This window comes from Streptomyces sp. NPDC096176 (assembly GCF_044763255.1).
GTDB lineage: Bacteria > Actinomycetota > Actinomycetes > Streptomycetales > Streptomycetaceae > Streptomyces.
On the sequence record NZ_JBIWFV010000005.1, the window covers coordinates 86,172 to 110,451 of the forward strand.

The window sequence follows — 24,280 nt, forward strand, 5'->3', positions numbered from 1 at the left end:
AGGGGCGTGAGATGGCGCGTTCGCGAAGGCCGGGGGCATACCACTGCGGAATCGACGCAGCGATGGACGTGATCGGCGGGAAGTGGAAGGTGCTGATCCTCTGGGCGCTCGACGACCGGGCGTGCCGCTTCGGCGAGCTGCGCAGGCTGCTGCCGGGGGTGACGGAGAAGGTGCTCGCCTCACACCTGAAGGAGCTCGAGGCGGACGGCATCGTGCACCGCGAGGAGTACGACGAGGTCCCGCCGCGCGTCGAATACTCGCTCACCCGGCGCGGCGCGAAGCTCAACGCGGCGCTCGAGCCGCTCGCGGCATGGGGGCAGGAGCATGTGCTGTCCGGTGCGCCGGAGGCCGCCGAGGCCGTGTCGTAGCGAAGAGCACGTCGACGCCCGGGTCCGGTACGGGCCGCGCGTCGACGCGCGAGGGACCGTGCCCGGTGCCAGGCTGAAACACGCAGGATCCCAGAGATCTGCAGGATCCCAGAGATCTGCAGAACCCCGGACGGAACCGGGGAAGTCCCGGAGAAAGGGAATCGCGTGATCACCACTGACTTCGTGCCCGGCTCCCCCTGCTGGCTCGACCTCGGCGCCCCGGACGTCGACGCGGCTGCCGCCTTCTACGGCGCGGTGTTCGGCTGGCGGGCCCAGGCCTTCGACGAGCAGATGAGCAGTTACCAGTCCTTCCGCCTCGACGGCAAAGTCGTGGGCGCGGTCGGGCAGCTCACCGAGGAAGGCGCCCGCTCGGCCTGGATGATCTACTTCCACACTCCGGACATCGACGCCACCGTCAAGGCCGTCGAGCAGGCGGGCGGCTCCATCCGTTCCGCGCCCTCCGAGGTGTCGGAGGAGGGGCGCTTCGCCCAGGTCACCGACTCGCAGGGCGCCCAGTTCGCCCTCTGGCAGCCCGGCTCGTACGCGGGCATCGAGGCCGCAGACGGCCCCGGCAGCCTGTGCTGGGTCGAGTTGTACACCGCCGACTCGGCGGACGCGCAGACGTTCTACGGCACCGTCTTCGGCTGGAGTGGCCAGGACGTGGAGCTCCCGGGCGGCGGGGGCACGTACACGATGGTGACGCCCAAGGGCCAACCGCCGGAGCGGATGTTCGGCGGTGTCATGGCCGTACCGGACATGTTCGCGTCCGGGGACGCCAAGCCGTACTGGCACCCCGTCTTCGGCTCCGCGGACTGCGACGCGACGGTCGCCCTCGTGCGCGAGAACGGGGGCTCGGTGTCGATGGGCCCGGAGGACGCGGAGGGCATCGGCCGCCTGGCCGTGTGCAACGACCCGGCAGGCGCGGAGTTCGTCGTTCTGACCCCGTCCGAGGGCTCCTGACCCGGCCCGAGGCGCATGAAGCCCGGGGGCTCAGCCAGAGGCCTCGGCCGCGATGCTGTAGGCGATGCCGTCGAGGATGTCGTGCTCGCTCACGACCACCTCGCGGGCGCCGATACGCCGCATGATCGTGAGCAGGACGAGCGCCCCGGCCCCGATCACGTCGACGCGGCCGGGGTGCATCACGCCGATGGCCGCGCGCTCGTCGTGCGTGGAGTCGAGGAGCATGGTGGTGACCTCCTCGACCTGCTCGTAGGAGATCCGCGAGTGGTGGATGGCCTGCGAGTCGTACGCGTCCAGGCCGAGTGCGATCCCGGCGACCGTCGTCACCGAGCCGGCGAGCCCGACGAGGGTGTGCGCCTGACGGATGGGGACCGTCTTCTCGACGGTGTCCAGTGCCGCTTCGACGTCCGAGGTGATCGCGGCGATCTGCTCGGCCGTCGCGGGGCTGCTCGGCGCGTGCCGCTCGGTCATCCGTACGCAGCCGATGTCGACGGACAGGGCGGCGCGTGCGTGCTCCTCACCGACGACGAACTCGGTGGAGCCGCCCCCGATGTCGACGACCAGATACGGCTTCGCCAGATCGGGGCGGTTGGTCAGCGAGTTGGTGGCGCCGGTGAAGGAGAACTCGGCCTCTTGGTCACCGCTGATCACCTCCGGCTCCACGCCCAGGATGTCGAGGACACCGCCGACGAACTCGTCGCGGTTCTCGGCGTCCCGCGAGGCGGAGGTCGCGACGAAACGGACCCGCTGCGCGCCGTGCTCCTTTATGGCGGCGGCGTACTCGCGGCAGGCCGCGAAGGTCCGCTCCAGCGCGTCGGGCGCGAGTCGCCCCGTACGGTCCACGCCCTGACCGAGGCGGACGACGGTCATCCGGCGGTCGAGATCGACGAGCTTTCCGGTGGCAGGCTCCACGTCCGCGATCAGGAGGCGGATGGAGTTGGTGCCGCAGTCGATGGCGGCGACGCGGGTCATTGGGGTGGTCTCCTCGGGATGGGTTCTCTCCCCACTCTGCCCCCTGCCTGACGAGGGCAGGCCATCGCGGTGCACGCGGTGGCCTGCCACCGTCCGAAGGTCGGGAAGGGCCGGGGTGGGCGCGGTCAGGCTTCGGGGGAGACGCAGGGGCCCTTCGCCCACCACTCCGGCAGCATCGCGATCGCCTCGTCCCCCAGCGGGTTCACCCCGGGGCCGGCCGCGAGCGAGTGGCCCACCAGGACGTGCAGGCACTTCACCCGGTCCGGCATGCCGCCCGCGCTGGGGAAGCCTTCCAGGACCTCGATGGCGTCGCGGCGCGTGATGTAGTCCTCGTGGGCGGCCCGGTACGCGGCGGCGAGTTCCGGGTCGGTCGCCAGGCGCTCGGTCATCTCCTTCATGACGCCGTTCGCCTCGAGCGTGCCGATCGCGGAGGCGGCCCGCGGACACGTCAGGTAGTACAGCGTCGGGAACGGCGTGCCGTCGGGAAGCCGCGGGGCGGTCTCCACGACGTCGGGCTGCCCGCAAGGGCAGCGGTGCGCGATCGCGCGCAGGCCGCGCGGCGGCCGGCCGAGCTGTTCCTTGAACGCGGCGATGTCCGCGTCGGTGGGCTCGGTGGGTTCGGTGGTGGGTGGAGGGGTTTCCATGCCTGCCTTGTTCGCTGCCTGTTCGCTGCTTGGTTCGCTGACTTGCCGGTGCCGCGGATCTACTCGCGGTCGGCACCGTCGGCGCTGTCCACGCCGTTCCATACGTTCGAGTACCACGGCCGGTCGGCCGCGCCGTCGTCTTCGCGCTGCTCCTCCGCGGCCTCGGGGTCGATCACGGTGTAGCCGGTCTCCCCCGGCTGCACGTAGTGCAGGTGCTCCCGGGCCAGCCGCCGGATGTACATGTCGTCCTGGAGGCGCGCCTTTTCGTCCCTGAGCTGCTCCACCTGCTCTGCGGCGTCGTCGATCAGGCGTTCCTGCTCGGCGATCTCGGCGCGCTGCGAGACGTACTGGCGCATGGGATACGCGAGGGCGACGACCATCGAGCAGACGACCAGGGCGAGGAAGGCGGCACGTCCGGTCAACCGGGAGCGGCGGGCCTGACGGCGGTTCTGGGAGCGGTAGACACGGGCGGCGGTCTGCTCTCCGAGCAACCGCAGCCTGGTCGAGGTGGAGAACCGGTCCTGGTCCCCGGACGGCCTGCGTGCCATGTCTCTCGCCTCCCCGTTACGCGCGTACGTCCCCGGACACGGTACGGGACCGCGGCCGGGGACGAACGGAGGCGAGGGTGTCAGCCCTCGAACCGACTTCTTCTACTGGTCCCTCTACTGGTCCGCGTAGCGGAACCGCGGGAACGCGGAGCGGCCCGCGTACACCGCGGCGTCGTCGAGGATCTCCTCGATGCGCAGCAGCTGGTTGTACTTGGCGACGCGCTCGGAGCGGGCCGGGGCGCCGGTCTTGATCTGACCGCAGTTGGTGGCGACGGCCAGGTCGGCGATGGTGACGTCCTCGGTCTCGCCGGAGCGGTGGGACATCATGCACTTGAAGCCGTTGCGCTGGGCGAGCTCGACGGCGTCGAGGGTCTCGGTCAGCGAACCGATCTGGTTGACCTTGACGAGCAGCGCGTTCGCGGCGCCGTCCTCGATGCCGCGGGCGAGGCGCTCGGGGTTGGTGACGAACAGGTCGTCGCCGACGAGCTGCACCTTCGAGCCGAGCTTGTCGGTGATGGTCTTCCAGCCGGCCCAGTCGTCCTCGAACAACGGGTCCTCGATGGAGACCAGCGGGTAGGACTCGACGAGCTCCGCGTAGTACTCGGTCATCTCGGCGGCCGAGCGGGACTTGCCCTCGAACTCGTACGAGCCGTCCTTGTAGAACTCGGACGCGGCGACGTCGAGCGCCAGTGCGATGTCCTTGCCGGGGGCGTAACCGGCCTCCTTGATGGCCTCGAGGATGAGGTCGAGGGCGGCGCGGTTGGAGTCGAGGTTCGGCGCGAAGCCGCCCTCGTCGCCGAGGCCGGTGGACAGCCCCTTCTCCTTCAGGACCTTCTTGAGGGTGTGGTAGACCTCGGTGCCCCAGCGCAGGGCCTCGGAGAAGGACTCCGCGCCGATCGGCGCGATCATGAACTCCTGGATGTCCACGTTGGAGTCGGCGTGCGAGCCGCCGTTCAGGATGTTCATCATCGGAACGGGCAGCAGGTGCGCGTTCGGGCCGCCCAGGTAGCGGAAGAGCGGCAGGTCCGAGGCCTCGGAGGCGGCGTGCGCCACGGCGAGGGAGACGCCGAGGATGGCGTTCGCGCCGAGGGAGGACTTGTCCGGGGTGGCGTCCAGGTCGAACATCGCCTGGTCGATCAGGCGCTGCTCGGTGGCGTCGTAGCCGACGAGCTCCGGGCCGATCTGCTCGATGACGGCGAGGACGGCCTTCTCGACACCCTTGCCCTGGTAGCGGTTCTGGTCACCGTCGCGGAGCTCGAGAGCCTCGAACGCACCGGTGGAGGCGCCGGACGGAACTGCAGCACGACCCGTGCTGCCGTCGTCGAGGCCAACCTCGACCTCGACCGTGGGGTTGCCTCGGGAGTCCAGGATTTCCCGGGCTACGACGACGTCGATGGACGGCACGAGCATCTCCTTCTGGGATGTGACGCGAGAAAAAGTGCAGAGGTCTGCTTGGCCTTGCGGCAAGAGCCTAACCGGCCCGGGGGCAAAGGCAGGCCGATGCCCGCCCGCTGGGACGAAAAAGGGCACCAAGACTCTCGCCACCGGACAAACAGAGGCGGATCTACCTGCCGGTAACCCATGTTGGGCCTTTTCCGGCCCCTGACGGAGCGAACCCCGGCCCGGCGCGTTCGGGGGAAGGTGCGCCGGACCGGGGTGCTCGGATCCCGTGACGAGCGACGGTTGCGCCCTGCACCTGTCGGCGCGGGAGCCCCTCACCCACGGGGGGAGGTCAGCTCAGGTGGAGCTGCTGGCCCGGGTGGATGACGTCGGCGTTCTCGACGATGTCCTTGTTGAGGTCGAACAGCTTCTCCCAGCCGCCCTTGACCTTCTCGGCCTCCGCGATCGTGCTGAGGGTGTCGCCGGCCTTGACCTTGTACTCGCCGTCGCCCTTCTTGAAGGACTTGGCCTTGGGGGCGGCCTTCTCGGCCGGGGCGGGGGCCGCGGAGCGCTCGGAGCGCGTGGTGGGGGCCTCGGAGCGCTCGGTGGAGGGCTTCGACTGCTCGGTGGAGCCGCTCTCGGGGGAGGCGCTGGACAGGCCGACGCCGCAGTGCGGCCAGGCGCCCTTGCCCTGGCCGGCGAGGACCTTCTCGGCTATCTGGATCTGCTGCGACTTGGACGCCTGGTCGGCGGTCGAGGCGAACGCGGTACCGCCGTAGGCGGCCCAGGTCGAGGCGGAGAACTGCAGGCCGCCGTAGTACCCGTTGCCGGTGTTGATCGACCAGTTGCCGCCGGCCTCGCACTGGGCGACCGCGTCCCACTCGGAGGTGGTCGCGGCGGAGGCGGAGGTGGCGCCGAGCATCGGTGCGGCGATGGCGGCACCGGCGACACCGGCGAGCGTGGCGATACGGACGGCCTTCGAGGGGCGACGGTGCTTGGCCTTGCTGGAACGCAGCATGAAGCTTCTCCTCACCGACGCCTACGAGGTGAGCTGTCGGGTTCGGACCTGTGAGTGCCCGGCCGCGCATCCTTGCGCGCGGCTCCACCCCTAGCCGTTGACGGCCGTCCTCGCGGACGGCCGGGACCGGCACTTACCTTGGGTCCCCCGCTCCTGCCTTCGGCGCTGTGAGCGACGAGTGTTCCCTTCGACCGACGGCAGGATTCGGCGTGACGGTCGACGGTGCCCGCGGTGGCGAGCGGTTCAGACCGTAAACACAGCGCTCCCCGATGTTCAAAGACGAACATCGGGGAGAAATCGCCCAATCCGGCGGTCCGAGTGTGTCCGTTTTCGCAGGTGAGGGGCAAAGTGGCCGGAATCGGGGGGCGATTTGGGCCAGTTGCCGCAAAGAGACGCTTGTCTCACTGGAACAGAACGGACATAGAACAGCGAACCACCCGGCGAACTGGCCCTACGTCAGGCCCAGATCGAGCTGCTGACCGGGCAGGATGAGGTCGGGGTCGGACCCGACGGTCGTCTCGTTGGCCTCGTAGAGCGCCGGCCACCCCCCGGGGACCTTCCGCTCGGCAGCGATGTCGCACAGATTGTCGCCGGGCTGAACGGTGTATGCACCGGGGGCGCTTGCCTCGTCCACGCCGTTACGGGCGGAATCGTCACCCCGTGAGGCATGGCGACCGGTATCGCGCGCTTCGCCCGTCTCGCCGGTTCCCGCTTCGTCACCGGCGGGTGCGCCGCGGTGCTTGCCGGTGCCGCCGGCGGCATCATCGGCCGTACCCGTCCCCGTGGCGCCTTCCGAGGCGTCAGGAGCGGCCGGCTCGGACGGGTCGCCGCCCTTGGGGGCCGGCTGCTCGGCGGCGTCGCCCGACGGCTCTGCCGTGTCGGCGCCACCCTGCTCGCCGGACTCGCCCGAAGTGTTCGAAGTGTTCTCTGAATCGGTCGGCTCGGTCGATTCGGAGGTGTCCGCCGACGGCTCGTCGACGGGCGCGTCGCTCTGCTCCGGCAGCGGCAGGAGGCCCGGGTCGACACCGGTGTCGGCGCCGTCGCCCGTCAGCCCGGCGAGCGGGCCACAGGCGGGCCACGCCTGCGGGCCCTGAGCGGCGACCACCTTCTCCGCGACCGCTATCTGCTGGGAGCGGCTCGCGAGGTCGGCGGTCGGCGCGTACGCCGTACCGCCGTACGTCTCCCAGGTCTCCTGGGAGAACTGCAACCCGCCGTAGAAGCCGTTGCCGAAGTCGGCGCTCCACGCCCCGCCGCTCTCGCACTCCGCGACGCGGTCCCACACGTTCGCTTCTGCCGCGGATGCCGAGCCCGCGCCGAGCAGCGGAATGGCGATGGCGGAACCGGTCACCCCTGCCGCGACAATGAGGGCCGGAGCCTGGCGGGGTCGGCGGTGTCGTCCGTTCCCGGAGAGCATGCGGTTGCCTTTCGCGTGACAGCTGTGGACTGTACGGCCTGCTGATGCCTGCCGAGTCGTCGGTGAACGTAGCCGCATTCGAACGTGAGTCACAAGTCGATGCAGCGGAGATCACGTGAAAGTCACAGAATTGACGGGCCGTCAGTTTGTTTGAGGCGTGAACTCAACGGGCAGAGTGCGCAATCCACGCATGATGAGCCCCCCACGCCACCGCAAATCGGCCGGATCTCCCGCAAGGCGCAAGTCCGGCATTCTGCGGAGCAGCGTGGCGAGAGCCGTCTGCCCCTCGAGCCGGGCGAGCGGCGCGCCGAGGCAGTAGTGGATGCCGTGCCCGTATCCCAGATGCTGGTTGTCGCTCCGCGCCAGGTCGAGGGTGTCCGGTTCGTCGAAGCGTTCCGGATCGCGGTCGGCGGCCGCGAGGACGACGAGCACGGGGTCGCCCGACGCGATCCGCTGCCCGCCGACGGTGAGCGGCTCCGTGGCGAACCGCCAGGTCGCGAGCTCCACCGGCCCGTCGTAACGCAGCAGTTCCTCGACCCCGGTGGCGAGCAACTCGCTCTCGCCTGCGGCGAGCGACGCCTGGAGGCGCTCGCGCTGGTGGGGGTTGCGCAGCAGCGCGTACACCCCGTTGCCGATGAGGTTGACGGTGGTCTCGAAGCCGGCGAAGAGAAGGATGAAGGCCATCGCGGCGGCCTCGTTCTCGGTCAGGTGTTCGCCGTGGTCGGAGGCCTTGATGAGACCGGAGATGAGGTCGTCACCGGGCTGCCGGCGCTTGCGGTGGATCAGCTCCGCGAGATAGCCGCGCATCTTCTTCACGGAGCGGGCCACTCCGCCGCGCGGCCCCCCGCCGTGGCGGATCATCATGCCCGCCCAGTCGCGGAAGTCGTCCTGGTCCTCGCGCGGGACGCCGAGCATGTCGCAGATGGCATAGATGGGGAGCGGGAACGCGAACTCATGGATGAGGTCCGCCTCGCCGCTTCCCACTCCGTGCTGCTTTGCGAGGATGGCATCGATGAGCTGGTCCGTCAGCTCCTGCACCCGCGGCGCGAACTCGGCGACCCTGCGGGGTGTGAACGCCTTGGAGACGAGACGGCGCAGCCTGGTGTGGTCGGGCGGGTCGATGTTCAGCAGATGCGTCATCAGCTCCGCCTTGCGCTCGCCGGGGATGCCCGTCTTCCCCTTGGCGTGCGCCGGCTCGTCGTGATGCGCGGGGTTCTTCGACAGGCGCTGGTCGGCGAGAGCCTGGCGGGCGTCGGCGTAACGGGTCACCAGCCACGCCTCGACCCCGCTGGGCAGCACCGTCCGGTGCACGGGCGAGTGCTCGCGCAGCCATGCGTAGGCGGGGTAGGGGTCGGTCGCGAACTCCCAGGTGAAGAGTTCGGGGGCGCTGTTGGGGTCGTTCACCCCTCGACGTTACCGGCCGCGCCGGTGTGCCCCTCCGCCGCCCGGATCGCGTCCCGGTAGGCGCGGGCGGCGGCCCGCAGCGCGGCTTCGGGGTCGATGCCGTCCGCCTCCGCGCGCACGGCGAGAGCGAGGAGCTCGTAGCCGACGCCCGCGCCGGACGGGAGGTCGACGCCGAGGCCCGCCGTGCGGACCCGGGACGCCAGCTTCGCCGCGAGCGCCAGACCCGGCTGGCCGAGGGGCACGCCGTCCGTGACCGACTCGCGCTGCTTCTCGACCGCCTTGGTACGCAGCCAGTGTGCCTTGACCTCCTCCGGCGTCGAGGCGGTCTCGTCCCCGAAGACGTGCGGGTGGCGGTGGATCAGCTTCTCGACGATCGTGCCCGCCACGTCGTCGACCGAGAACGGCTCGGCGCCGTCCTCGGGGCGGCCTTCCTGCGCGATGCGCGCGTGGAAGACGACCTGGAGCAGAACGTCGCCCAGTTCCTCGCGCAGTTCGTCCCGGTCGCCGTCCTCGATGGCCTCGACGAGTTCGTACGCCTCCTCGATGCCGTACTTGGCGAGGCCCTTGTGGGTCTGCTGCGACGACCAGGGGCATTCGCGCCGGATACGGTCCATGACCTCGACCAGGTCCAGCAGCCGGGCGCCCGGCAGGTCGTACGCGCCCGGCAGCAGCTCCAGGTCCGGCATCTGCACCCGGCCCGAGCCGCCGAGGCGGGCCAGGCCGTCGGTGAGGGTCCGGTCGCCCTCGCCGGAGGCGAGCACCACGACCGTATGTCCGCCGGCGCAGGCGTCCACGAGCTCCTGCGCGCTCGGGGCGGCATGCTCCACGGCGATGCCCGCCTCGCGCAGATAGGACAGCTGCGGGTGCGCCGCGTCGGCGCACAGCACCCGGTCCGCGGCATGCAGCGTCTGCCAGGCGGGCCAGGACAGGAGTCCCGGTGCGACGCGGTGGCTGGCGGTGAGCAGGACGATACGGCCGGCGGCGGATACTTCGGTGGTCACGCCCCGAACCTACCTCCCGCTACGCGCCGGCCTCGACCGGCTCCGTGCCCTGCGAGACCTGCGTGATCCACGGCGCCTTGTAGGCCCCGAGCTCGAGCTTCTTGTCGTCCCAGGCGCCGTAACGCGGGTTCACGTCGATGTCCAGGGACTTCGCGGCGGCGGTGAACGCCTCGTTGAGCTTCTGCTGGCCCTCGGGGCTGTTCGTCGCTCCGATGGCGGTGGCGATCTTGCCGACGAGGATGTCGCGGCGTACGGCGCTGTCGAGCTGGTCCGGGGCCACGCCGCGCTGCTGGAGATACATGGCGGTGAGCTGCTCCTCGCCGCCGGACTGCTCGGCGAGCTCGTCCCGCCCCTCCTGGATCTCCTTGCGGCTGACGTCGACGCCGGCGTCCTCGGCGGCGCGCCCCACGACGCGGTCGACGATCAGGTCGTACAGCTTGGCGCGGCCGAGCTGCCCGGAGTCCTTGATGAGCTGGGCCGACTGTGGCGAGGCCTGCTGTGCGTCGCGCACGTCCCTGACCTCGGCCTGGACGGTGGACACCTCGATCCGCTGTCCGCCGACGACGGCGGCGGCGCCGGGATGTGCCTCGCTGCCGCAGGCGGCGAGCAGCGGTGCGGCGGCGACGAGCGCGGCGGAGAGTGCGAGCGCGGTGCGACGGCGGCGGTGCAAAGGAGCCTCCCGGCGTGATTGCAAAGGCAGGTGTGGCGCGCAGCGCCTCGTTGAGGGGTGGCGGTCGGGCGACGGGTGGGAACGAGACCTTGCGGTGATCGATGGTAGGCAGTGGACGTGACTTGGGCCACTGATTCGCCAAACGATTCGGCAGGCAGTTGGGGTGCGGGACGGATCCGCGTCGCCCCGGCAGCCCCTGGGTCTCAGCCGGCGGGGGTGCGTTCCGGCGCGGGAGCGCGTTCCGGCGCGGGGGCCGGCGCCGGGGTGCGGGCGTCCGGGCGGAGCATGATCGTGCGGGAGACGACAAACGTGATCGGGATCGCCGCGGCCGCCGCGATCAGCGGCGCGTAGCGGCTGCCGAGGTGGAGGACGTCCACCAGCAGGTAGACCCCGCACGTCGTGACCACGAAGTTCGCCGCGTTCGTGAGCGGGAACAGCAGGAACTTCCGCCAGGTCGGCCGAGTCCGGTAGGTGAAGTACGACGTCAGGAAGAACGAGCCGATCATGCTCAGCACAAACGCGACGACATGCGCCGCGACGTAGGGAAGCACGGTCAGCAGGGCCAGGTACAGGCCGTAGTAGGTCCCGGTGTTCACCACTCCCACCAGGGCGAACCTGACCATCTGGACCCGCACCGTCATCGTCGTACCAGTTCCCCCGCGCGCCTGTTTCCGTTGCTGCTCGACCGGTCGTCGTCCTGTCGGGGAAGGCCGGCGTTGGTCGCCTTCACCAGGAAGTGCGGCCGCCGCTTCACCTCGTAGTAGATGCGGCCGACGTACTCGCCGACCACCCCGAGCATCAGCATCTGTACACCGGCGAGCGCGATGACCGCCACGAGTAGGGTGACATACCCGGGGGTGTCGACGCCTTCCACCAGCGCGACACCGACGATCCAGGCCGCGTAGACCATCGCGACGGCGAGCAGCAGCATTCCCAGGTAGATCGCCGCCCGCAGGGGTTTGTTGTTGAAGGAGAGCAGCCCGTCGAGGCCGTAGTTGAGGAGCTTGCCGAAGCTCCATTTCGAGCGCCCCTGCTCGCGCACCGCATTCTCGTACTCGAATGTCGTCGTGCTGAATCCGACCCAGGCGAAGATTCCCTTGGAGAACCGGTTGTACTCGGTCAGCTCCAGGACCGCATCGACCGTGCGCCGTGACAGCAGCCGGAAGTCGCCCACACCGTCGACGAGCTCGACGTCGACGAGCCGGTTGATCAGCCGGTAGTAGGCGCGCGCGGTGACGGTCCGGGTGACCCGGTCGCCCTTGCGGGTGCGCTTGGCGATGACCTGGTCGTAGCCCTCCCCGTGCAGCAGCAGCATGCGCCGTACCAGCTCCGGCGGGTGCTGGAGGTCGGCGTCCATGATGACGACCGCGTCGCCCCGGGCATGTTGGAGCCCGGCGAGCATCGCGGCCTCCTTGCCGAAGTTACGACTGAAGGAGACGTATCGCGTACGGGAGTCGGCCTCGGCGATCTCCTGGAGGAGCGGGAGCGTCCGGTCCTGGCTTCCGTCGTCCACGTAGACCAGCTCGAATTCCTCATCGAGGAGGGCGAGTTCTTTGGTCACATGGTCGTGGAAGCGGCCGATGATCTCCTCTTCGTTGAAGCACGGAACCACTATCGAGATCAGCACAGGAGAACAACAAGCGAGCCGAATGTCCCGTGCCCGTTCTCCATATGACACTCAGGCGACCATTGGATGAACTGGCCTGTTCCCGGCCCATTTTCGCGGTCTGCGCTGGCATATTCGCTTCACCATGTGGACTCTGCTCTCCGCCTCGCGCGGCCGTGCCGCCGCGCTCGCCGCGCTGATCACCGTCGGGACCGTGTGCGCCGGCGACGCTGTCGCCCGCACCTTCCCCTTCGGGCCCCGCACCCGCAGCGTGAACGACCTCGGCAACCAGTTCGTGCCGTACCACGCCCATCTGTGGGACCTGCTCCACGGGCGATCGGACGGCGGACTGCTGCTCAACTGGCAGTCGGGCTACGGCACCAGCTTCCTGCCGGACCTCGGCACGTATCTGACGAGCCCGTTCTCGGTGCTCGTCGGTCTGTTCCCGCGGGACGAGATCGACCTCGCCGTGTACGTCGTCACCCTGGCGAAAATGGCCGCGGCCGGCGCGGCCATGACCTGGCTGCTCACCGCGCTGCACAAGGGCAACGGCCGCCGGTGGGCGGCCGGGGTGCTCGGGGCCTCGTACGCGCTGTGCGGCTGGTCGGTCGTCGAGGCGACGTACAACCCGATGTGGCTGGACGGGCTGGTCTTCTTCCCGCTGCTGTGCCTCGTCGGCGAATGGGCACGCACCGGGCGCCGGACGCTGCTGGGCACACTCGTCGTGGCGCTCGCCTGGATCGCCAACTTCTACACCGCCTACATGGCGACCATCGGCGCCGCGCTGGTCCTCGTCGTACGCCTGCTGCTGGAGGAGAGCCGGTCACGGGAGCGGATACGGGTGTTGCTGCGGGCGGTCCGGACCGTGCTGCTCGGCATAGGACTGGCCGCGCCCGTCCTGGTCCCCGTCTTCCTCGGGTCGCGGCACGCCTATCCGGGGTGGACCAAGGAGTTCGCGCCGGCCGGCTGGACGGACGTCTTCGCCCGGACGCTGCCGGCGACGTACAGCTTCTTCTCACCGGCCGTCTTCGTCGGCGGGGCAGCGCTGCTGGCGGCCTGTGCCCTGGCCTTCAACCGTTCGGTGCCGCCCAGGGAACGGTGGACGTGGACGGGGCTCGCGGTGGCCGTGGCAGTCTCGCTCCAGTGGGGGCCCACCCATCTCGTGTGGCATGTCTTCGCCACCCCCAACGGAAGCCCCTACCGGCAGACCTTCGTCCTCGCCGGAATCGTCGTGATCTGCGCCTGGACCTGCTTGTCCCGCGGCTGGCCCGGGTCGCGCGCCGTGCTCGGCGGTGGTGCGGTCGTCACCGCGATCGCGCTCGGGGCCGTCACCAGCGAACTCGTCTCGGTGTGGGCCTACCTGCTCTTCGCGGCCGGGCTGGCGGCGGCGGTGGCGGGCCTGCTGCTCGCCGCGCGCGGAAGGCTGATGGCGCTCGCCGCGGTGCTGCTGACCGGCGCGCTGACGGGACAGGCCGCCGCGACCACCGCATATGCCGACCGCGAGCGGCCGGCCCGGCTCGACGACTACCCGGCGTGGGGCGCTGCGCACAGTGCCCGGGAGGCGGCCGTCCGCGGCGCCGACGGCTGGCCCGAGTACCGCACGGACCCCGGCCGTGAACGGCTCACCGGCAACGACCCGATGCTGGTGGGCGGCCAGGGCGCCGCGTACTACAGCAGTCACACCCCGGACGTGCTCACCCGCACCCTGGCAGCCCTCGGCACGGGCTGGACGTCCCACGGCCGCAGCCTCCAGTCCCTCGACAACCCGGTCACCGACGCGATCTTCTCTGTCGGCGCCCGGGTCCGGACCGCTCCCGGCGGCTCGCCCCAGGTCCTGCACGAAGAAGCCCCGCCGCTGGTGACCGTACGGCCACCGGCCCCCGAACCCCGCTACGGCTCCGACCCCTTCCGCAACCAGGAACTGCTGCTGGGCGCGCGGGTCTACACGTCCCCCGTCGCGGGCGCGTGCCCGGTCGGCACCGGCGTCTTCCTGTGGGCGCCCGACTACACGGGCACCGCCCGTCTCGGTGACGCCCCGCCGGTCGACCTGCGAGGCGGCCGGCCGAAGCGCCGCGCAACCCTCACCCCGCTCGGCACCGTGACCGCCCCGGGCACCCCCGTCGTCTACGGCTCCGGCGCCCCTCGGGAAGCAACCGTCGGATGCCTGGACACCGCCGCCCTCACCGCCGCCGTCGCCGGGCTCAAGGCGACCGGGGCCGTGCGCGTGGACGTCTCAGGCAGCGGGGTCACTGCCGAACTCCCGCCCGGCACCACGGGCACAGCCGTCCTGGCGGCTCCCAGGATCGCGGGCTGGAGCTGCGAGGGCCGCCCGGCGGACTCGTATCTCGGGCTGGTGGCCGTACCCCTCGACGGCACACGGACCACCGTGCACTGCTCGTTCCGCCCCCCGGGGCTGCGCGCGGGGTCGGCCGTGGGCTTGGCGGCGCTGCTCGCGGTCACGGCGACGGTCCTCGCGCCGGCGGTGTCGCGACGCCGACGAGGCCTTCACACCCACGCAACCGAGACTTCATCCACCCAGCACTAAGGCTTGGTGGGCGGTGATGTCGTTCCCGCGTACGTTCCCAGTCATGCCCTCTTGGCCCAACCGTTTGACGAAGCGAGCCCTCCGCCCCGCCCTCCCCCTGGTGGACCTGGTGACCAGGTCCCTGCGGGCCGACGTCGAGGAGCTACGAAGAGAGCTCTCGGAGGCGAAGCGGCAGCAGTACGCCTACGGCCTGCTCCTCGACAGCACCGGCCGCGGCACCCACCGCATGCCGACGCCCGGCGCCGTCGACACCCTCGTGCGCCAGATCGAGAAGGTGAGCGGCAGCTCGCACGCCCGCCGGAGCGTCGTCACCGCCTACCGCACCGTCGTCGCGCAGGAGGCCCTCGGCGTCGGCAGGCTCGCCGGGTCCACGTCCAACGTCTGCGGCAAGCTCGCCACGATCCCGCTGCTCGCGCCGCCGAACGGCGACATCCTCGAGATCGGCACCCTGTACGGGCAGTTCGCCTCCGCCCTGCTGCGCATGATGCACCGCGCGGGCATCGAGCCGGAGCTGACCGTCGTCGACCCGCTGGCCGGCTCCCAGCTCCAGCCCGGCGCCTCGCCGCACGCGGACCCGACGGGGACACCCGTACGGGAGGACGTCGTGCGGGCCAACCTGGCGTTCGCCGGCAGCCCCGGCCCCTACCGCTCCCGGATCGAGCAGGGCTTCTCCTCCGACCCCGAGGTGCGGGCCGCAGTCTCCGACCGCACATACGGTGTGGTCGTCGTCGACGGCGACCACACCGAGGACGGTGTCCGGCAGGACCTGGAATGGGTCGAGGAGATCGTCGCCCCCGAAGGCATCGTCGTGCTCGACGACTACGGCGACAACAAGTGGCCCGGTGTGCAGGACGCGCTGGACAAGCACCTGGCAGGCGGCGACTCACGGCTGCGGATGCTGGGCCGGGTGTCCACCTCGGCGTATCTGCGCGCGAGTTGAACCGAGCGGCGCCGCCGGCTCAGCCCGAGCGGAACTGCTGCTGGCGCTCCAGGGCGCGGCGCAGTTCCGCCGGGAGCTGGTGGTAGGGGCCGTACGCGCGTTCCGCGTCGTGGAGCAGCGTACGGAACTGGTGCTGCGCCGCCGTGTGGTCGCCGACCGCGAGCAGCAGATGCCCGATGCGGTGGCGCACCTGGAGCGCACGGTCGCGGTCGGTGTTCTCGTAGTACGGCAGGACCGCGCGGTAATCGGCGAGTGCCGCGGCGGGTTGGCCCATCTGCTCGAGGCAGGCAGCCGCGTCGTAGCGGAACTGCAGGGACTGGGGGTCGGCCGGGCCGGCCTCCGCGGTGCGGTCGTCGGCGAGGCGGCGCAGCTCCGGAAGGGCGCGGCGGTACTGGCCGTCGTCCATCAGCGTCGCCGCGTACTGCTTGCGAAGGATCCGCACGACGGGTGAGTGCGCCCCGTGCTCCGCCTCCGCGGCGGGGAGGATGCCGCCGAGTATGTCCACGGCCTGCGTGATGCTGCCCTCGCCGAGGAGCCGCTTGACCTCGTCGACGGCGGCCGCGACATCGGGCCGGGACTCGGCGGCCACGGGCGGCGCGAGAGGGGGCGGCGGCGCGCTCGCGCGGTCCGGCCAGGGGGCGTAGGGCCGAAGGAACGGGCGGGTGGGGTCGAGCGGGCCCGACGGGCCGCCGCGCGCGGGCAGCAGGGGCGCCAGCGCCTCGTACACCTCCTGCGCCCCGGACGGACGGTGCTGCGGGTCCTTCGCCAGGAGCCGCAGGACGAGGGCCTCGAGGGGCTCGGGGACCTCGGGTCGCAGCTGGCGGACCGGAAGCGGGGGCTCGTAGAGGTGGCGGTGGAGGACGCCAAGTGCGGTGGAGCCCGCGAAGGGGACGTTGCCGCTGAGGAGTTCGTGCAGCAGGACCCCGAGGGCGTACAGGTCGGTGTACGGGCCGACCGCGCCGCCCATCGCCTGCTCCGGGGCCATGTAGGCGGGGCTGCCGATGGGCGAGCCGGTGTGGGTGAGCCGGGTGGTGTCCGTGTCGATGACGGAGGCGACCCCGAGGTCGAGGACGGTCACGGTGCCGTCGGGCTTCACCATCACATTGCGGGGCTTGAGGTCGCGGTGGACGATCGGCACCGCGTGCACGGCGGCGAGCACCGCGCACAGCTGGGCGGCGACGCCGACCGCCCACTCCCACGGGTACGGGTCGTGCTCGGCGATGTGGTCGGCGAGGTCCGCCCCCTCGACGTACTGCATCACGAGGTACAGGTCGTCGCCGTCGCCGCCGGCGTCGTGGACCGTGACCAGACCGGGGTGGCAGACCTGGGCGGTCACCCGGCACTCGCGCACGAACCGGCGGCGCATCTCGTCGGCGGCGGTGGCGGCGGCCATGTGGTCGGGGCGCAGCAGCTTGACGGCGACACGGCGGTCGAGACGTCGGTCGTACGCCGTCCAGACCTGCCCCATGCCGCCCTGGCCGATGAGCGCGGACAGCTCGTAACGGCTCGCGATGACGCGTCCGTTCACTTGCCCTCTTCCTTGCGGAGCAGGTCGCTGAGCTCGTCGAGCTCGGCGCGGACCTGGTCGATACGGCCGGGCTGCGGGCGAGTGGGCGCCTGAGGTTGGGGCTGCGGCTCCGGGTGAAGGTGCGGGTGGGGCGGGGGCGTCGCGGCCGGCTGGGGCGGCACCGAGTACGGGTTCTGCTGGGGCTGCGGGGGCGGCGTCGGTATCGCGTGCGGGGCCGGGGTGGCGGGTCCGTACGGGGGCGCCGTGGCGGCTTGGGACGGGTATCCGTAGCCGAACCGCGCTTGTGTCCGCGGGCCGTGGTGCGTCGACGGGCCGGTGGCATAGTGCCTGGTCTCGGCGAACAGGTAGTACCCCATCACCAGCACGCCTATGGCGAGCAGGAGGGCGATGGCGACGTTCGACCGCAGCAGGGTGAGATCCTCGGTGGGATCCGTCATGACCGTGCCGAAGCAGGCCATCACCGCGACCAGATTGGCCGCGAACAGCGACCAGTCGAGCGTCCGCCGGGTGACCAGCGAGAGCCTCAGCATCGTCGCCCACGACAACAGCCCGCAGCTGAACAGCGGCAGTATCGCGAAGAGCACGCGCAGCAAGACCACCGTCGCGGTGGTCTCCCGCGGGGGCTGCGGCGGCGCGTGGCCGGGGCCGTGCATGCGTGCTCCTGGGTGCCTGAGAAGCGAAGTTTCGGGATGAGCGTATACATCGACACCGACAACGGCTCCCTGGTTGTACGGATCCGTTGTGGAACTGATCAGCTCCCGGAATTCGGGGCCCCGCCCCGTCTTCGAAGCACCGGGCGGGTGGCAGGGTCGGGGTGTCAGACGCCGACAGAGCCGTCCGTCAGACCGTCGTACAGTCCTTGGACCAACCGCTCGCCGAGCCGGTTCGCGAGGCGCAGTGCGTCCTCGAAGGCGGCGAGTTCGCGGAACCGGTCCCCGTAGCGCTGCTGGTCGGCGAGGGCCAGGCGGGGCAGTTGCAGACGGCGCACGTCGAGCCGGGTGGCGGTCGAGGCGTAACTGCTGGCCTGGCGCTGGTTGGCGCTGCCGCGCAGGAACCCCGCGATGAACCAGGGGTCGAGCGCCTCGGAGTCGGGGCGCAGGAGTTGCAGGTTGCGGCCGAGTGCCGCGCCGGCCGTGGGTCCGTCGACGACGCGCACGACCGCGCCGCCGCCCAGGACGGGGACGACCACGTCGCCCTCCTCGACACGTACGGGCTCCTCGTCCGTGCCGTCGGGAAGCGTGCCCGACGGGGCCTTGCCCGACAGGACGTCCTGCTCGGTGAGGACGGGCAAGGGGGCGGCCGCCGCCGTGGCGCCGCTGGGTGCGGTGCCCGCGTGCAGGACGAGCGCGCCCGCGCGGGCCAGTTCGCCCACGGTGGTGGTGGGCCGGTGGGCGGGCTCGGCGGACGGCGGCGGCTCCACGGGCGGGGGCGTGAGCTCTCCGGTACGGCGCAGGGTGTCCGTCAAATGCCTGCGTACGGCCGCCAGTTCGTCGGCGCCGCCGCTCTCGGCGGGAGGCGGCAGGTGGCGGGCGGGGGCCAGGTCCACGTCGTCGTCGAGGAGTTCGATGACCGGGACGGAGCGGCTCACGCCGGGGGTCTCCTCCACGGTGCCCTGCCGGTCGAACGGGTGCCAGGCGTCGAGCACCGCCGTGCGGATGGCCTGCCAGTCGAGATTGTCGCGGCCCGCGGCGGCCGGCTCGGGCTGGGCCGTGTCGACGAGAAGCAGTTCGGGCGAGGGACGTTCGGCGGCAGCGGGTTTGCGCAGGACCCACAGGTGGAGCGGGATGCCGTAGGGGGGAGCGGCTCCGGCAGGCAGAGCGACGACGGCACGCAGGGCGCCCCTGCGCAGCAGCCCGGCACGGATGCGCCGCCCGGAGCGGCGGGAGGCGGCGGCCGGGGGCATCAGCAGGACGGCGGTGCCGCCGGGGCGCAGCCGGGCGAGGGCGTGCTGAACCCAGGCCAGTTCGGACTCGGTACGGGCCGGGAAGCCGTATTCCCACCGCGGGTCGTAGGCGAGTTCGTCGTGGCCCCAGTTGCGCTCGTTGAACGGCGGGTGGCACAGGACGGCGTCCGCGGCGAGCGCCGGGAACGCGTCCGCGCGCAGGGCGTCGCCGGCCGCTGCCCGTACGTCGGCATCCGCGTGCAGGGCGAGACGCAGCGCGGTGAGCGCGGCCAGGTCGGGGTCGGCCTCCTGGGCGTGCAGCGCGGTGGGGCGGTCGACGGCCCGCAGCAGTGTTCCGGTGCCGGAGGCGGGGTCGAGAACGGTCCCTGCCGGTCCGACGAGGGCGGCCATCAGCGCGGCGGGCTCAGCGGGTGTGAGCGTGTACTGACGGGGGTTGGCGTCGAGATGACGGCCCAGCAGGAACTCGAAGGCCCTGCGGGCCCCGCTCTCCGCGGCCAGCTCCGCGACGCCGCGCAGCAGAGGGACGGAGGGGGCGAGCTCGTCGGGGGCCGGTGTCCGTACGGTCCGCGGGACGCTGAAGCGCCGGGTCAGCACCTCTTCGAGCGCGACGGGAAGCACATCGGCCAGCCGCTGGTCGGAGACGGCGCTCAGCTCCAGCCAGCCGGCCGGCCTGTCGTGTACGAGGAGGAGCGCGCAGCCGGCGTGCACGAGGGCGGTGACGGCTCCGGCGGGGTGACCGGAGAGCTGCTGCCAGACCCGTTCACGGAGCGGCACCTCGGCCAGCTTTCCCTGGTCGCGCAGCCAGCGTTCGACATCGGCGAGGGCGAAGGACGGGCTGGTCTCCGTGCCGCCGACGGGCTTGGGGAAATCGGCGTGTCTGCGCCGCCAGTTGCTCACGGCGGCGCGCCCCACGCCGGCGAGCCGGGCGATTTCGGCGGCGGTCACCTCTGCTGCGTTCTCCGGCACTCGGCTGTCTCCCCGTCACAGTTCCGCTTGCTGTGACGGGAAGCGTAACGGCTTTACAGCCGCGCAGCACTTCACAGAGTGAAATTGAAATCGCAAGCACTTTTATGTTGACTCGGTTCACAGGCTCTGCTGTTATTGACCCATGGCAGCACGGGCCACGGAAGTCGGGCCCGCCACAAAACAATGGGGGGGACCCATGTCGCAGTACACCCAGCCGCAGCCGCCGTACGGCGGAGCGCCCGACCAGGGCACGGCACCCAACCCGGCGCGCAACGGTCTCGGCACCGCCGCGCTGGTACTCGGAATCATCGGCCTTGTCTTCGCGATCATTCCGTTCCTCTTCTGGATCGGCACCCTGCTCGGCCTGCTCGCGCTGATCCTCGGCCTCGTCGGCCGCGGCCGCGCCAAGCGGAACGAGGCCACCAACAAGGGCGCGGCCCTGACCGGCGCGGTGCTCGGTCTCATCGCGCTGATCGCAAGCGTCGTGGTCGGAATCGTCACGGTGATGGCGGTGGACGAAGCGGTCGACGAGATCAACAAGGCCGTCGAGGACACCGCCCCGAAGGAGCCGTCATCGGACGGCAAGGACGGCGCGGCCAAGGGCAAGAGCCTCGCCGCGGGCGACTCCTCCGTCTACGACGACGAGTTGAAGGTCACCGTCTCCGAGCCCACGTCGTACTCGCCCAGCGAGTACGCGGTCGGCCACACCAAGGGCAACAAGGCCTACAAGGTCACGGTCACCATCGAGAACGGCGGCAAGGAGAAGTTCGACGCCGCCCTCGTGACCGTCGACACCCGGGCCGGCAAGGACGGTGTGACCGCCGAGCAGATCTTCGACGACAAGGCGGGCACCGGCTTCGAGGGCTCGATCCTGCCCGGCAAGAAGGCGACCGTCACGTACGCCTTCGACGCTCCGGCCGACGCGAAGAACCTGACGGTCGAGGTCTCCCCGGGCATCATGCACGACGCCTCGCACTGGGAACTGACTGTCTGATTGCCCGACAGGCAGACGAGCCGACATGCCGAAGAGCTGAGGTTCGGCCGGCGAACAGCAGGCCCGAGGAGTCGGGGGTGACCGCCGCAAGGCGGCCGCTCCCGACTCCTGCGCGTGCACCGCCCCCTCGACCCCGACCGCCCGCCGGCCCCACCCGACACCCGCGTATCCCAACCGGCCGCCCGCGAACGCCCATTGGCCGCCGGTATGTTCATCGCATGGGTTCTCATCGGGCAGCCGTCCACCACTCACCGTCGACGTGGCAGCAGAGCTGCCCTTCCCCGGCCTCCCCGGAGCGCAGCGCGCTTGTGGCAGAGGTCGCGAAGCGCATCCTCGCCCTCGGCGAGGGCCGCCTCCTCGTGGGCATCGACGGACTGACCGCTGCCGGGAAGACGAGCTTCGGTCACGAACTGGCCGAGACCGTCGCCGCCGCGGGACGCCCGGCGCTGCGGGCGACGCTCGACGACTTCAAGAACCCGTGGAAGGACCGGCACCTCTACGACCGGGAGTCCGGCGAGGGCTACTACCGGAACGCCTACGACTACGACGCGGCCCGACGTCTGCTTCTGGACCCGTGCCGGTCGCCGGAGGCGACGTCGTGCGCGCTGTGCAGCATCGATCCGCTGACCCAGCTGGACCACTCCGCCGAGAGGACACCGCTGGCACCCGGCTCGGTCCTGATCGTGGACGGCGTCTTCGCGTTCCGGCCGCAGATCGACGCGTACTGGGACTACCGCGTCTGGTTGCAGGTGGACCCGGAACTGTCCGTCCGGCGAGGCGCCGAACGGGACCAGGACTGGGCCGGATCGGAAGCGGAGTCGATCCACCGGAACCGCTACCTGGTCGCCGAGCGCATCTACCTGGACGAGGTCGATCCACTGCCGCGGATGGACCTCGTCATCGACAACTCCGCGTTCGAGGCCCCATACGTCGTGGCCTCGGGCTGAACGCGGCTCACACCCGGTGCCGCACCCACACGTTGGGCTCCACGTACACGCCGTAGCCCCGCTCGGCCTCGCAGTGCACGGGCACCAGTCCGCCCTCCACCTCGACCTGGCCCGTCGTGTCGAACGCAAGGCCCGTCCACGTGCGCCACTGGTCCAGGGACCCGGTGACCGTCATCGAGGTCGGCGCCACCTTCTCGATGACGCCACCGGCCCGCACATGGACCCGTAGCCACGGGTCGTGCGGCAGCCCGTCCGCCTCGCGGGTGCGGTAGGCGTACTCGTCGATCAGCGCGAGGGGTTCCGCGCTCTTGGCGCTCGGCCGCACCGGCGCGATCAGCTCGTCGAAGCCGAGACGACGCACGTTGTCGCGCATCGCGGCCAGCATCAGCCCGGAAATCCCCTGCCCCTGCCGGCCGGTGGCCACAGTGATCTCGATCGCGCTGACGATGTCCGGCTTGCGTCCGTGCCTCAGGTCGGAGAACGCCCACAGCATGACCTGGTCCCAACCGCCTGCGGGCAAGTCCCGGCGCCCGTCCACGTCCATCGCCAGCGGCACGCTGAACGCCCGCCCCACGACTTCGCCCTCGGCGTCGGTGGCGACCAGCACGTACTCGGGCAGCTCCCCGACGATCCGCCCGATGTAGGCCCAGGCGATCGGATCGTGGGTCACGAACTCCACCCAGGTGTCCAGCATCTGCCACATGGGGCCCTGCAGCTCGGGCCGCTCGGCAAGTGTCGTGATCTCTATGTCCATGGCTGCAGGCTAACCACCGTCCGCCGTGCTCCCCACTGGTTTAGCGGCGTCACCCGCCGCACTGCGTCAGCATCATCCGCTTGTCGGCGGTCGTCACCGGGAGTTCGTACTTCACCGCGACCTGGGCGAAGCGCACCGCGTAGGAGCAGCGGATGGGCTTGCTCGGGGGGAGCCAGGAGGCGGGGCCCGAGTCGCCCTTGGCGCTGTTGGCGCGGCCCTCGACCGGGAGCAGGTTCAGCGGGTCGTTGGCCAGTTGCCTTCGCTTGGCCTCGTCCCAGCGGGACGCGCCCATCTGCCAGCTGTACGACAGAGGCACGACGTGGTCTATCTGCACCTCCGCGGCGTCCCGTTTGCGCCACTCGATGGTTCTGCCGGTGTACGGGTCGTGGACGGTCATTTCCACGACGACACAATCGGAACCCGATCGGAAGACCAGATCCAGGCCGTCGCGGGCGAGCAGATCGTTCCTGGTGTCGCAGCCGTTCCGCGCCAGCGGCACGCCGTCCGCCGTGTCCATCCACGCGTAGCCGAACTCGTCCCGGTCGTAACCGGTTCTCGGGCCACGGCCCTTGGTGGTCAGCCGCTCGATCAGCTCGCGGGCCTCGGCCCTCTCCTCCTCGGCGGCGAGAGGGGCGAGGCCGGGTTCGGTGCCACGGGGGTTGGCGAGCGGGCTCGTGCCGGTGTCCGGTGCGGCCGTGGGTGGTTTGGCGTCCCCCTCGAGGCCGATGCCGTCGCATCCGGTGAGCAATACACCCGCGAGCAGCACTGCCGGCGCTCCTCGCCCGACCACCCGACGTCTGTTCACCGTCCGTACGGTACCGCCGTCCTCAGACCTTGCCGATACCGAGGGTGTTCTGCATGGGGAGCAGCCCGGTGCCGAGCATCGCGACCCAGTACGCGCCGAGGAGTTCGGACAGACGGTCCGTGTCCTTTGGGCCGAGCGCGGCCCAAGGGGCGGCCGCCATCGTGTCCGTACGCCGCTCGACATCGGCGCGCAGTTCACGGCCGGCGGCGGTCGCCGTACCGTCGGCGTCCAACAGGCCGCGCTGGCCGAGCCGTTCGCGAGCGGCCGTCCACTCCGTCTCGCTCCAACCGCGGCTCGCGAACGTCTCGGCGGGGGCCGCCCCGATGGCCGCGAAGGAGACAAGCGCCTCGACGGGGTCGAGCCCGGCCGCCAGGAGCGCGGCGATGTGGCCGTCCCCGCGGTGCTCGCGCAGTCGGGTGGCCGCCTGCCACAGGACGACATGCGGTTCGTCCGCCCAGGCCAGCGCGGCGTGGGCGGCGGCGAGCGGGCGCCCGGCAGGGTCGGCGCTCTCGGCGGCACGACGGGCGAGCGCGGCTGCTTCCGCCAGCTCCTTCGACGCGACCGCCTCGCCGAGCACGTCCCGGTACGTACGGTCGGCGGCGCGCACCCTGGCGGCGATCACGTCCTTCGGTGCGGCCACCCGCCAGGCGTCCGGTACGTACTCGCGCACCATCGCCGGGCTGAAGCTGTAGAACGCCGAGCCGACCTGCGCCGCCCCGGCCTCTCCGAGCGGGGCGGCCCGCCAGGCGAAGTAGCTGGGCCACCGATCATCGGTCCGGTAGCCGAGCGCCGCGGCCTCCTCGAAGGCCTGCGGGGCGTAGTAGAGCACGGCGTGCAGTGGTTCGAGCAGATGCCACATCTGCCGTACGCGTCCGAGTTCGTCGGTCATGTCCGCCTCCCGGTCATGCGCCGT

General features: G+C 71.1%; 23 protein-coding genes and 1 riboswitch. Of the genes, 6 read left to right on the forward strand and 17 right to left on the reverse strand.

Going from position 1 to position 24,280, the window contains the following annotated elements:
- Nucleotides 1-11: 11 nt before the first annotated feature.
- Both ACIQ7Q_RS15145 and ACIQ7Q_RS15150 read left to right on the forward strand, forming a co-directional pair.
- Nucleotides 12-368 (forward strand): winged helix-turn-helix transcriptional regulator, encoded by a 357-nt coding sequence (locus ACIQ7Q_RS15145; RefSeq protein WP_403860796.1) that lies wholly within the window; start codon nt 12-14, stop codon nt 366-368.
- Between the two features lie 165 nt (nt 369-533).
- Nucleotides 534-1,328, forward strand: a complete 795-nt coding sequence (locus ACIQ7Q_RS15150) for a VOC family protein (protein ID WP_403860799.1) — start codon at nt 534-536, stop codon at nt 1,326-1,328.
- Between the two features lie 30 nt (nt 1,329-1,358).
- Here the strand turns inward: ACIQ7Q_RS15150 and ACIQ7Q_RS15155 are convergent, their stop codons facing one another.
- From ACIQ7Q_RS15155 to ACIQ7Q_RS15205, 11 genes are all read right to left on the reverse strand, one after another.
- A complete protein-coding gene (locus tag ACIQ7Q_RS15155) occupies nt 1,359-2,300 on the reverse strand; it encodes an exopolyphosphatase (RefSeq protein ID WP_403860802.1) in 942 nt (313 codons plus the stop codon).
- A gap of 125 nt (nt 2,301-2,425) precedes the next feature.
- Complete coding sequence (locus tag ACIQ7Q_RS15160; protein ID WP_356632945.1) at nt 2,426-2,944, reverse strand: DUF501 domain-containing protein; 519 nt, start codon at nt 2,942-2,944, stop codon at nt 2,426-2,428.
- 59 nt (nt 2,945-3,003) lie between these two features.
- Nucleotides 3,004-3,492: a septum formation initiator family protein gene (locus ACIQ7Q_RS15165; RefSeq protein WP_403860805.1), complete on the reverse strand. Its 489-nt coding sequence runs from the start codon at nt 3,490-3,492 to the stop codon at nt 3,004-3,006.
- Between the two features lie 114 nt (nt 3,493-3,606).
- Nucleotides 3,607-4,896, reverse strand: coding sequence for a phosphopyruvate hydratase (eno, locus tag ACIQ7Q_RS15170; RefSeq protein WP_403860808.1), 1,290 nt, complete (start codon nt 4,894-4,896; stop codon nt 3,607-3,609).
- Nucleotides 4,897-5,224: 328 nt separating this feature from the next.
- Nucleotides 5,225-5,890, reverse strand: coding sequence for a transglycosylase family protein (locus tag ACIQ7Q_RS15175; protein ID WP_403860811.1), 666 nt, complete (start codon nt 5,888-5,890; stop codon nt 5,225-5,227).
- A gap of 3 nt (nt 5,891-5,893) precedes the next feature.
- Nucleotides 5,894-6,065, reverse strand: a riboswitch (cyclic di-AMP (ydaO/yuaA leader).
- A 276-nt stretch (nt 6,066-6,341) separates the two neighbouring features.
- Nucleotides 6,342-7,304: a transglycosylase family protein gene (locus ACIQ7Q_RS15180; RefSeq protein WP_403860814.1), complete on the reverse strand. Its 963-nt coding sequence runs from the start codon at nt 7,302-7,304 to the stop codon at nt 6,342-6,344.
- Nucleotides 7,305-7,445: 141 nt separating this feature from the next.
- Complete coding sequence (locus ACIQ7Q_RS15185) at nt 7,446-8,708, reverse strand: cytochrome P450 (protein WP_403860817.1); 1,263 nt, start codon at nt 8,706-8,708, stop codon at nt 7,446-7,448.
- On the reverse strand, nt 8,705-9,709 hold the full coding sequence (locus ACIQ7Q_RS15190) for a nucleoside triphosphate pyrophosphohydrolase (protein WP_403860820.1): 1,005 nt from the start codon (nt 9,707-9,709) through the stop codon (nt 8,705-8,707). Before ACIQ7Q_RS15190 ends, ACIQ7Q_RS15185 begins: the two co-directional genes overlap by 4 nt.
- A 19-nt stretch (nt 9,710-9,728) precedes the next feature.
- Nucleotides 9,729-10,379: a SurA N-terminal domain-containing protein gene (locus ACIQ7Q_RS15195; RefSeq protein ID WP_403860823.1), complete on the reverse strand. Its 651-nt coding sequence runs from the start codon at nt 10,377-10,379 to the stop codon at nt 9,729-9,731.
- Between the two features lie 203 nt (nt 10,380-10,582).
- The gene (locus tag ACIQ7Q_RS15200; RefSeq protein WP_403860826.1) at nt 10,583-11,020 is read right to left on the reverse strand and encodes a GtrA family protein; all 438 of its coding nucleotides are present in this window, start codon (nt 11,018-11,020) and stop codon (nt 10,583-10,585) included.
- Nucleotides 11,017-12,006 (reverse strand): glycosyltransferase family 2 protein, encoded by a 990-nt coding sequence (locus ACIQ7Q_RS15205; protein WP_403860829.1) that lies wholly within the window; start codon nt 12,004-12,006, stop codon nt 11,017-11,019. The genes ACIQ7Q_RS15200 and ACIQ7Q_RS15205 overlap by 4 nt, the downstream gene beginning before the upstream one ends.
- Before the next feature lie 124 nt (nt 12,007-12,130).
- Between ACIQ7Q_RS15205 and ACIQ7Q_RS15210 the strand changes: the two genes are divergently transcribed.
- Nucleotides 12,131-14,530, forward strand: coding sequence for a YfhO family protein (locus tag ACIQ7Q_RS15210; RefSeq protein ID WP_403860832.1), 2,400 nt, complete (start codon nt 12,131-12,133; stop codon nt 14,528-14,530).
- Between the two features lie 43 nt (nt 14,531-14,573).
- Nucleotides 14,574-15,470: a class I SAM-dependent methyltransferase gene (locus ACIQ7Q_RS15215; protein WP_403860835.1), complete on the forward strand. Its 897-nt coding sequence runs from the start codon at nt 14,574-14,576 to the stop codon at nt 15,468-15,470.
- 19 nt (nt 15,471-15,489) lie between these two features.
- Here the strand turns inward: ACIQ7Q_RS15215 and ACIQ7Q_RS15220 are convergent, their stop codons facing one another.
- The 3 genes from ACIQ7Q_RS15220 to ACIQ7Q_RS15230 all read right to left on the reverse strand — a co-directional run bounded on the left by ACIQ7Q_RS15220 (nt 15,490) and on the right by ACIQ7Q_RS15230 (nt 19,867).
- Nucleotides 15,490-16,998 carry a protein kinase gene (locus ACIQ7Q_RS15220; RefSeq protein WP_403860837.1) on the reverse strand — a complete coding sequence of 503 codons (1,509 nt, stop codon included), beginning with the start codon at nt 16,996-16,998 and terminating at the stop codon, nt 15,490-15,492.
- Nucleotides 16,995-17,651: a hypothetical protein gene (locus tag ACIQ7Q_RS15225; RefSeq protein WP_403860840.1), complete on the reverse strand. Its 657-nt coding sequence runs from the start codon at nt 17,649-17,651 to the stop codon at nt 16,995-16,997. The genes ACIQ7Q_RS15220 and ACIQ7Q_RS15225 overlap by 4 nt, the downstream gene beginning before the upstream one ends.
- A gap of 164 nt (nt 17,652-17,815) precedes the next feature.
- Nucleotides 17,816-19,867, reverse strand: coding sequence for an N-6 DNA methylase (locus ACIQ7Q_RS15230; protein WP_403860843.1), 2,052 nt, complete (start codon nt 19,865-19,867; stop codon nt 17,816-17,818).
- 196 nt (nt 19,868-20,063) lie between these two features.
- Between ACIQ7Q_RS15230 and ACIQ7Q_RS15235 the strand changes: the two genes are divergently transcribed.
- Nucleotides 20,064-20,861 carry a DUF4190 domain-containing protein gene (locus tag ACIQ7Q_RS15235; protein WP_403860846.1) on the forward strand — a complete coding sequence of 266 codons (798 nt, stop codon included), beginning with the start codon at nt 20,064-20,066 and terminating at the stop codon, nt 20,859-20,861.
- A gap of 218 nt (nt 20,862-21,079) precedes the next feature.
- Nucleotides 21,080-21,808 (forward strand): uridine kinase, encoded by a 729-nt coding sequence (locus ACIQ7Q_RS15240; RefSeq protein ID WP_403860849.1) that lies wholly within the window; start codon nt 21,080-21,082, stop codon nt 21,806-21,808.
- A gap of 7 nt (nt 21,809-21,815) precedes the next feature.
- Here the strand turns inward: ACIQ7Q_RS15240 and ACIQ7Q_RS15245 are convergent, their stop codons facing one another.
- The 3 genes from ACIQ7Q_RS15245 to ACIQ7Q_RS15255 are packed head-to-tail and all read right to left on the reverse strand — an operon-like array spanning nt 21,816 to nt 24,256.
- Nucleotides 21,816-22,562 carry an N-acetyltransferase gene (locus ACIQ7Q_RS15245; RefSeq protein WP_403860852.1) on the reverse strand — a complete coding sequence of 249 codons (747 nt, stop codon included), beginning with the start codon at nt 22,560-22,562 and terminating at the stop codon, nt 21,816-21,818.
- Between the two features lie 49 nt (nt 22,563-22,611).
- Nucleotides 22,612-23,367, reverse strand: coding sequence for an HNH endonuclease family protein (locus ACIQ7Q_RS15250; protein WP_403860855.1), 756 nt, complete (start codon nt 23,365-23,367; stop codon nt 22,612-22,614).
- A gap of 22 nt (nt 23,368-23,389) precedes the next feature.
- Complete coding sequence (locus ACIQ7Q_RS15255) at nt 23,390-24,256, reverse strand: hypothetical protein (protein ID WP_403860858.1); 867 nt, start codon at nt 24,254-24,256, stop codon at nt 23,390-23,392.
- Nucleotides 24,257-24,280: the final 24 nt, after the last annotated feature.

Excerpts from the sequence above, each read along its gene's own strand:
- ACIQ7Q_RS15145 (WP_403860796.1), top strand. The coding sequence starts at position 12 with ATGGCGCGTTCGCGAAGGCCGGGGGCATACCACTGCGGAATCGACGCA.
- ACIQ7Q_RS15155 (WP_403860802.1), bottom strand. The coding sequence starts at position 2,300 with ATGACCCGCGTCGCCGCCATCGACTGCGGCACCAACTCCATCCGCCTC.
- ACIQ7Q_RS15160 (WP_356632945.1), bottom strand. The coding sequence starts at position 2,944 with ATGGAAACCCCTCCACCCACCACCGAACCCACCGAGCCCACCGACGCG.
- ACIQ7Q_RS15165 (WP_403860805.1), bottom strand. The coding sequence starts at position 3,492 with ATGGCACGCAGGCCGTCCGGGGACCAGGACCGGTTCTCCACCTCGACC.
- ACIQ7Q_RS15175 (WP_403860811.1), bottom strand. The coding sequence starts at position 5,890 with ATGCTGCGTTCCAGCAAGGCCAAGCACCGTCGCCCCTCGAAGGCCGTC.
- ACIQ7Q_RS15180 (WP_403860814.1), bottom strand. The coding sequence starts at position 7,304 with ATGCTCTCCGGGAACGGACGACACCGCCGACCCCGCCAGGCTCCGGCC.
- ACIQ7Q_RS15200 (WP_403860826.1), bottom strand. The coding sequence starts at position 11,020 with ATGACGGTGCGGGTCCAGATGGTCAGGTTCGCCCTGGTGGGAGTGGTG.
- ACIQ7Q_RS15210 (WP_403860832.1), top strand. The coding sequence starts at position 12,131 with ATGTGGACTCTGCTCTCCGCCTCGCGCGGCCGTGCCGCCGCGCTCGCC.
- ACIQ7Q_RS15215 (WP_403860835.1), top strand. The coding sequence starts at position 14,574 with ATGCCCTCTTGGCCCAACCGTTTGACGAAGCGAGCCCTCCGCCCCGCC.
- ACIQ7Q_RS15225 (WP_403860840.1), bottom strand. The coding sequence starts at position 17,651 with ATGCACGGCCCCGGCCACGCGCCGCCGCAGCCCCCGCGGGAGACCACC.
- ACIQ7Q_RS15235 (WP_403860846.1), top strand. The coding sequence starts at position 20,064 with ATGTCGCAGTACACCCAGCCGCAGCCGCCGTACGGCGGAGCGCCCGAC.
- ACIQ7Q_RS15240 (WP_403860849.1), top strand. The coding sequence starts at position 21,080 with ATGGGTTCTCATCGGGCAGCCGTCCACCACTCACCGTCGACGTGGCAG.
- ACIQ7Q_RS15245 (WP_403860852.1), bottom strand. The coding sequence starts at position 22,562 with ATGGACATAGAGATCACGACACTTGCCGAGCGGCCCGAGCTGCAGGGC.
- ACIQ7Q_RS15255 (WP_403860858.1), bottom strand. The coding sequence starts at position 24,256 with ATGACCGACGAACTCGGACGCGTACGGCAGATGTGGCATCTGCTCGAA.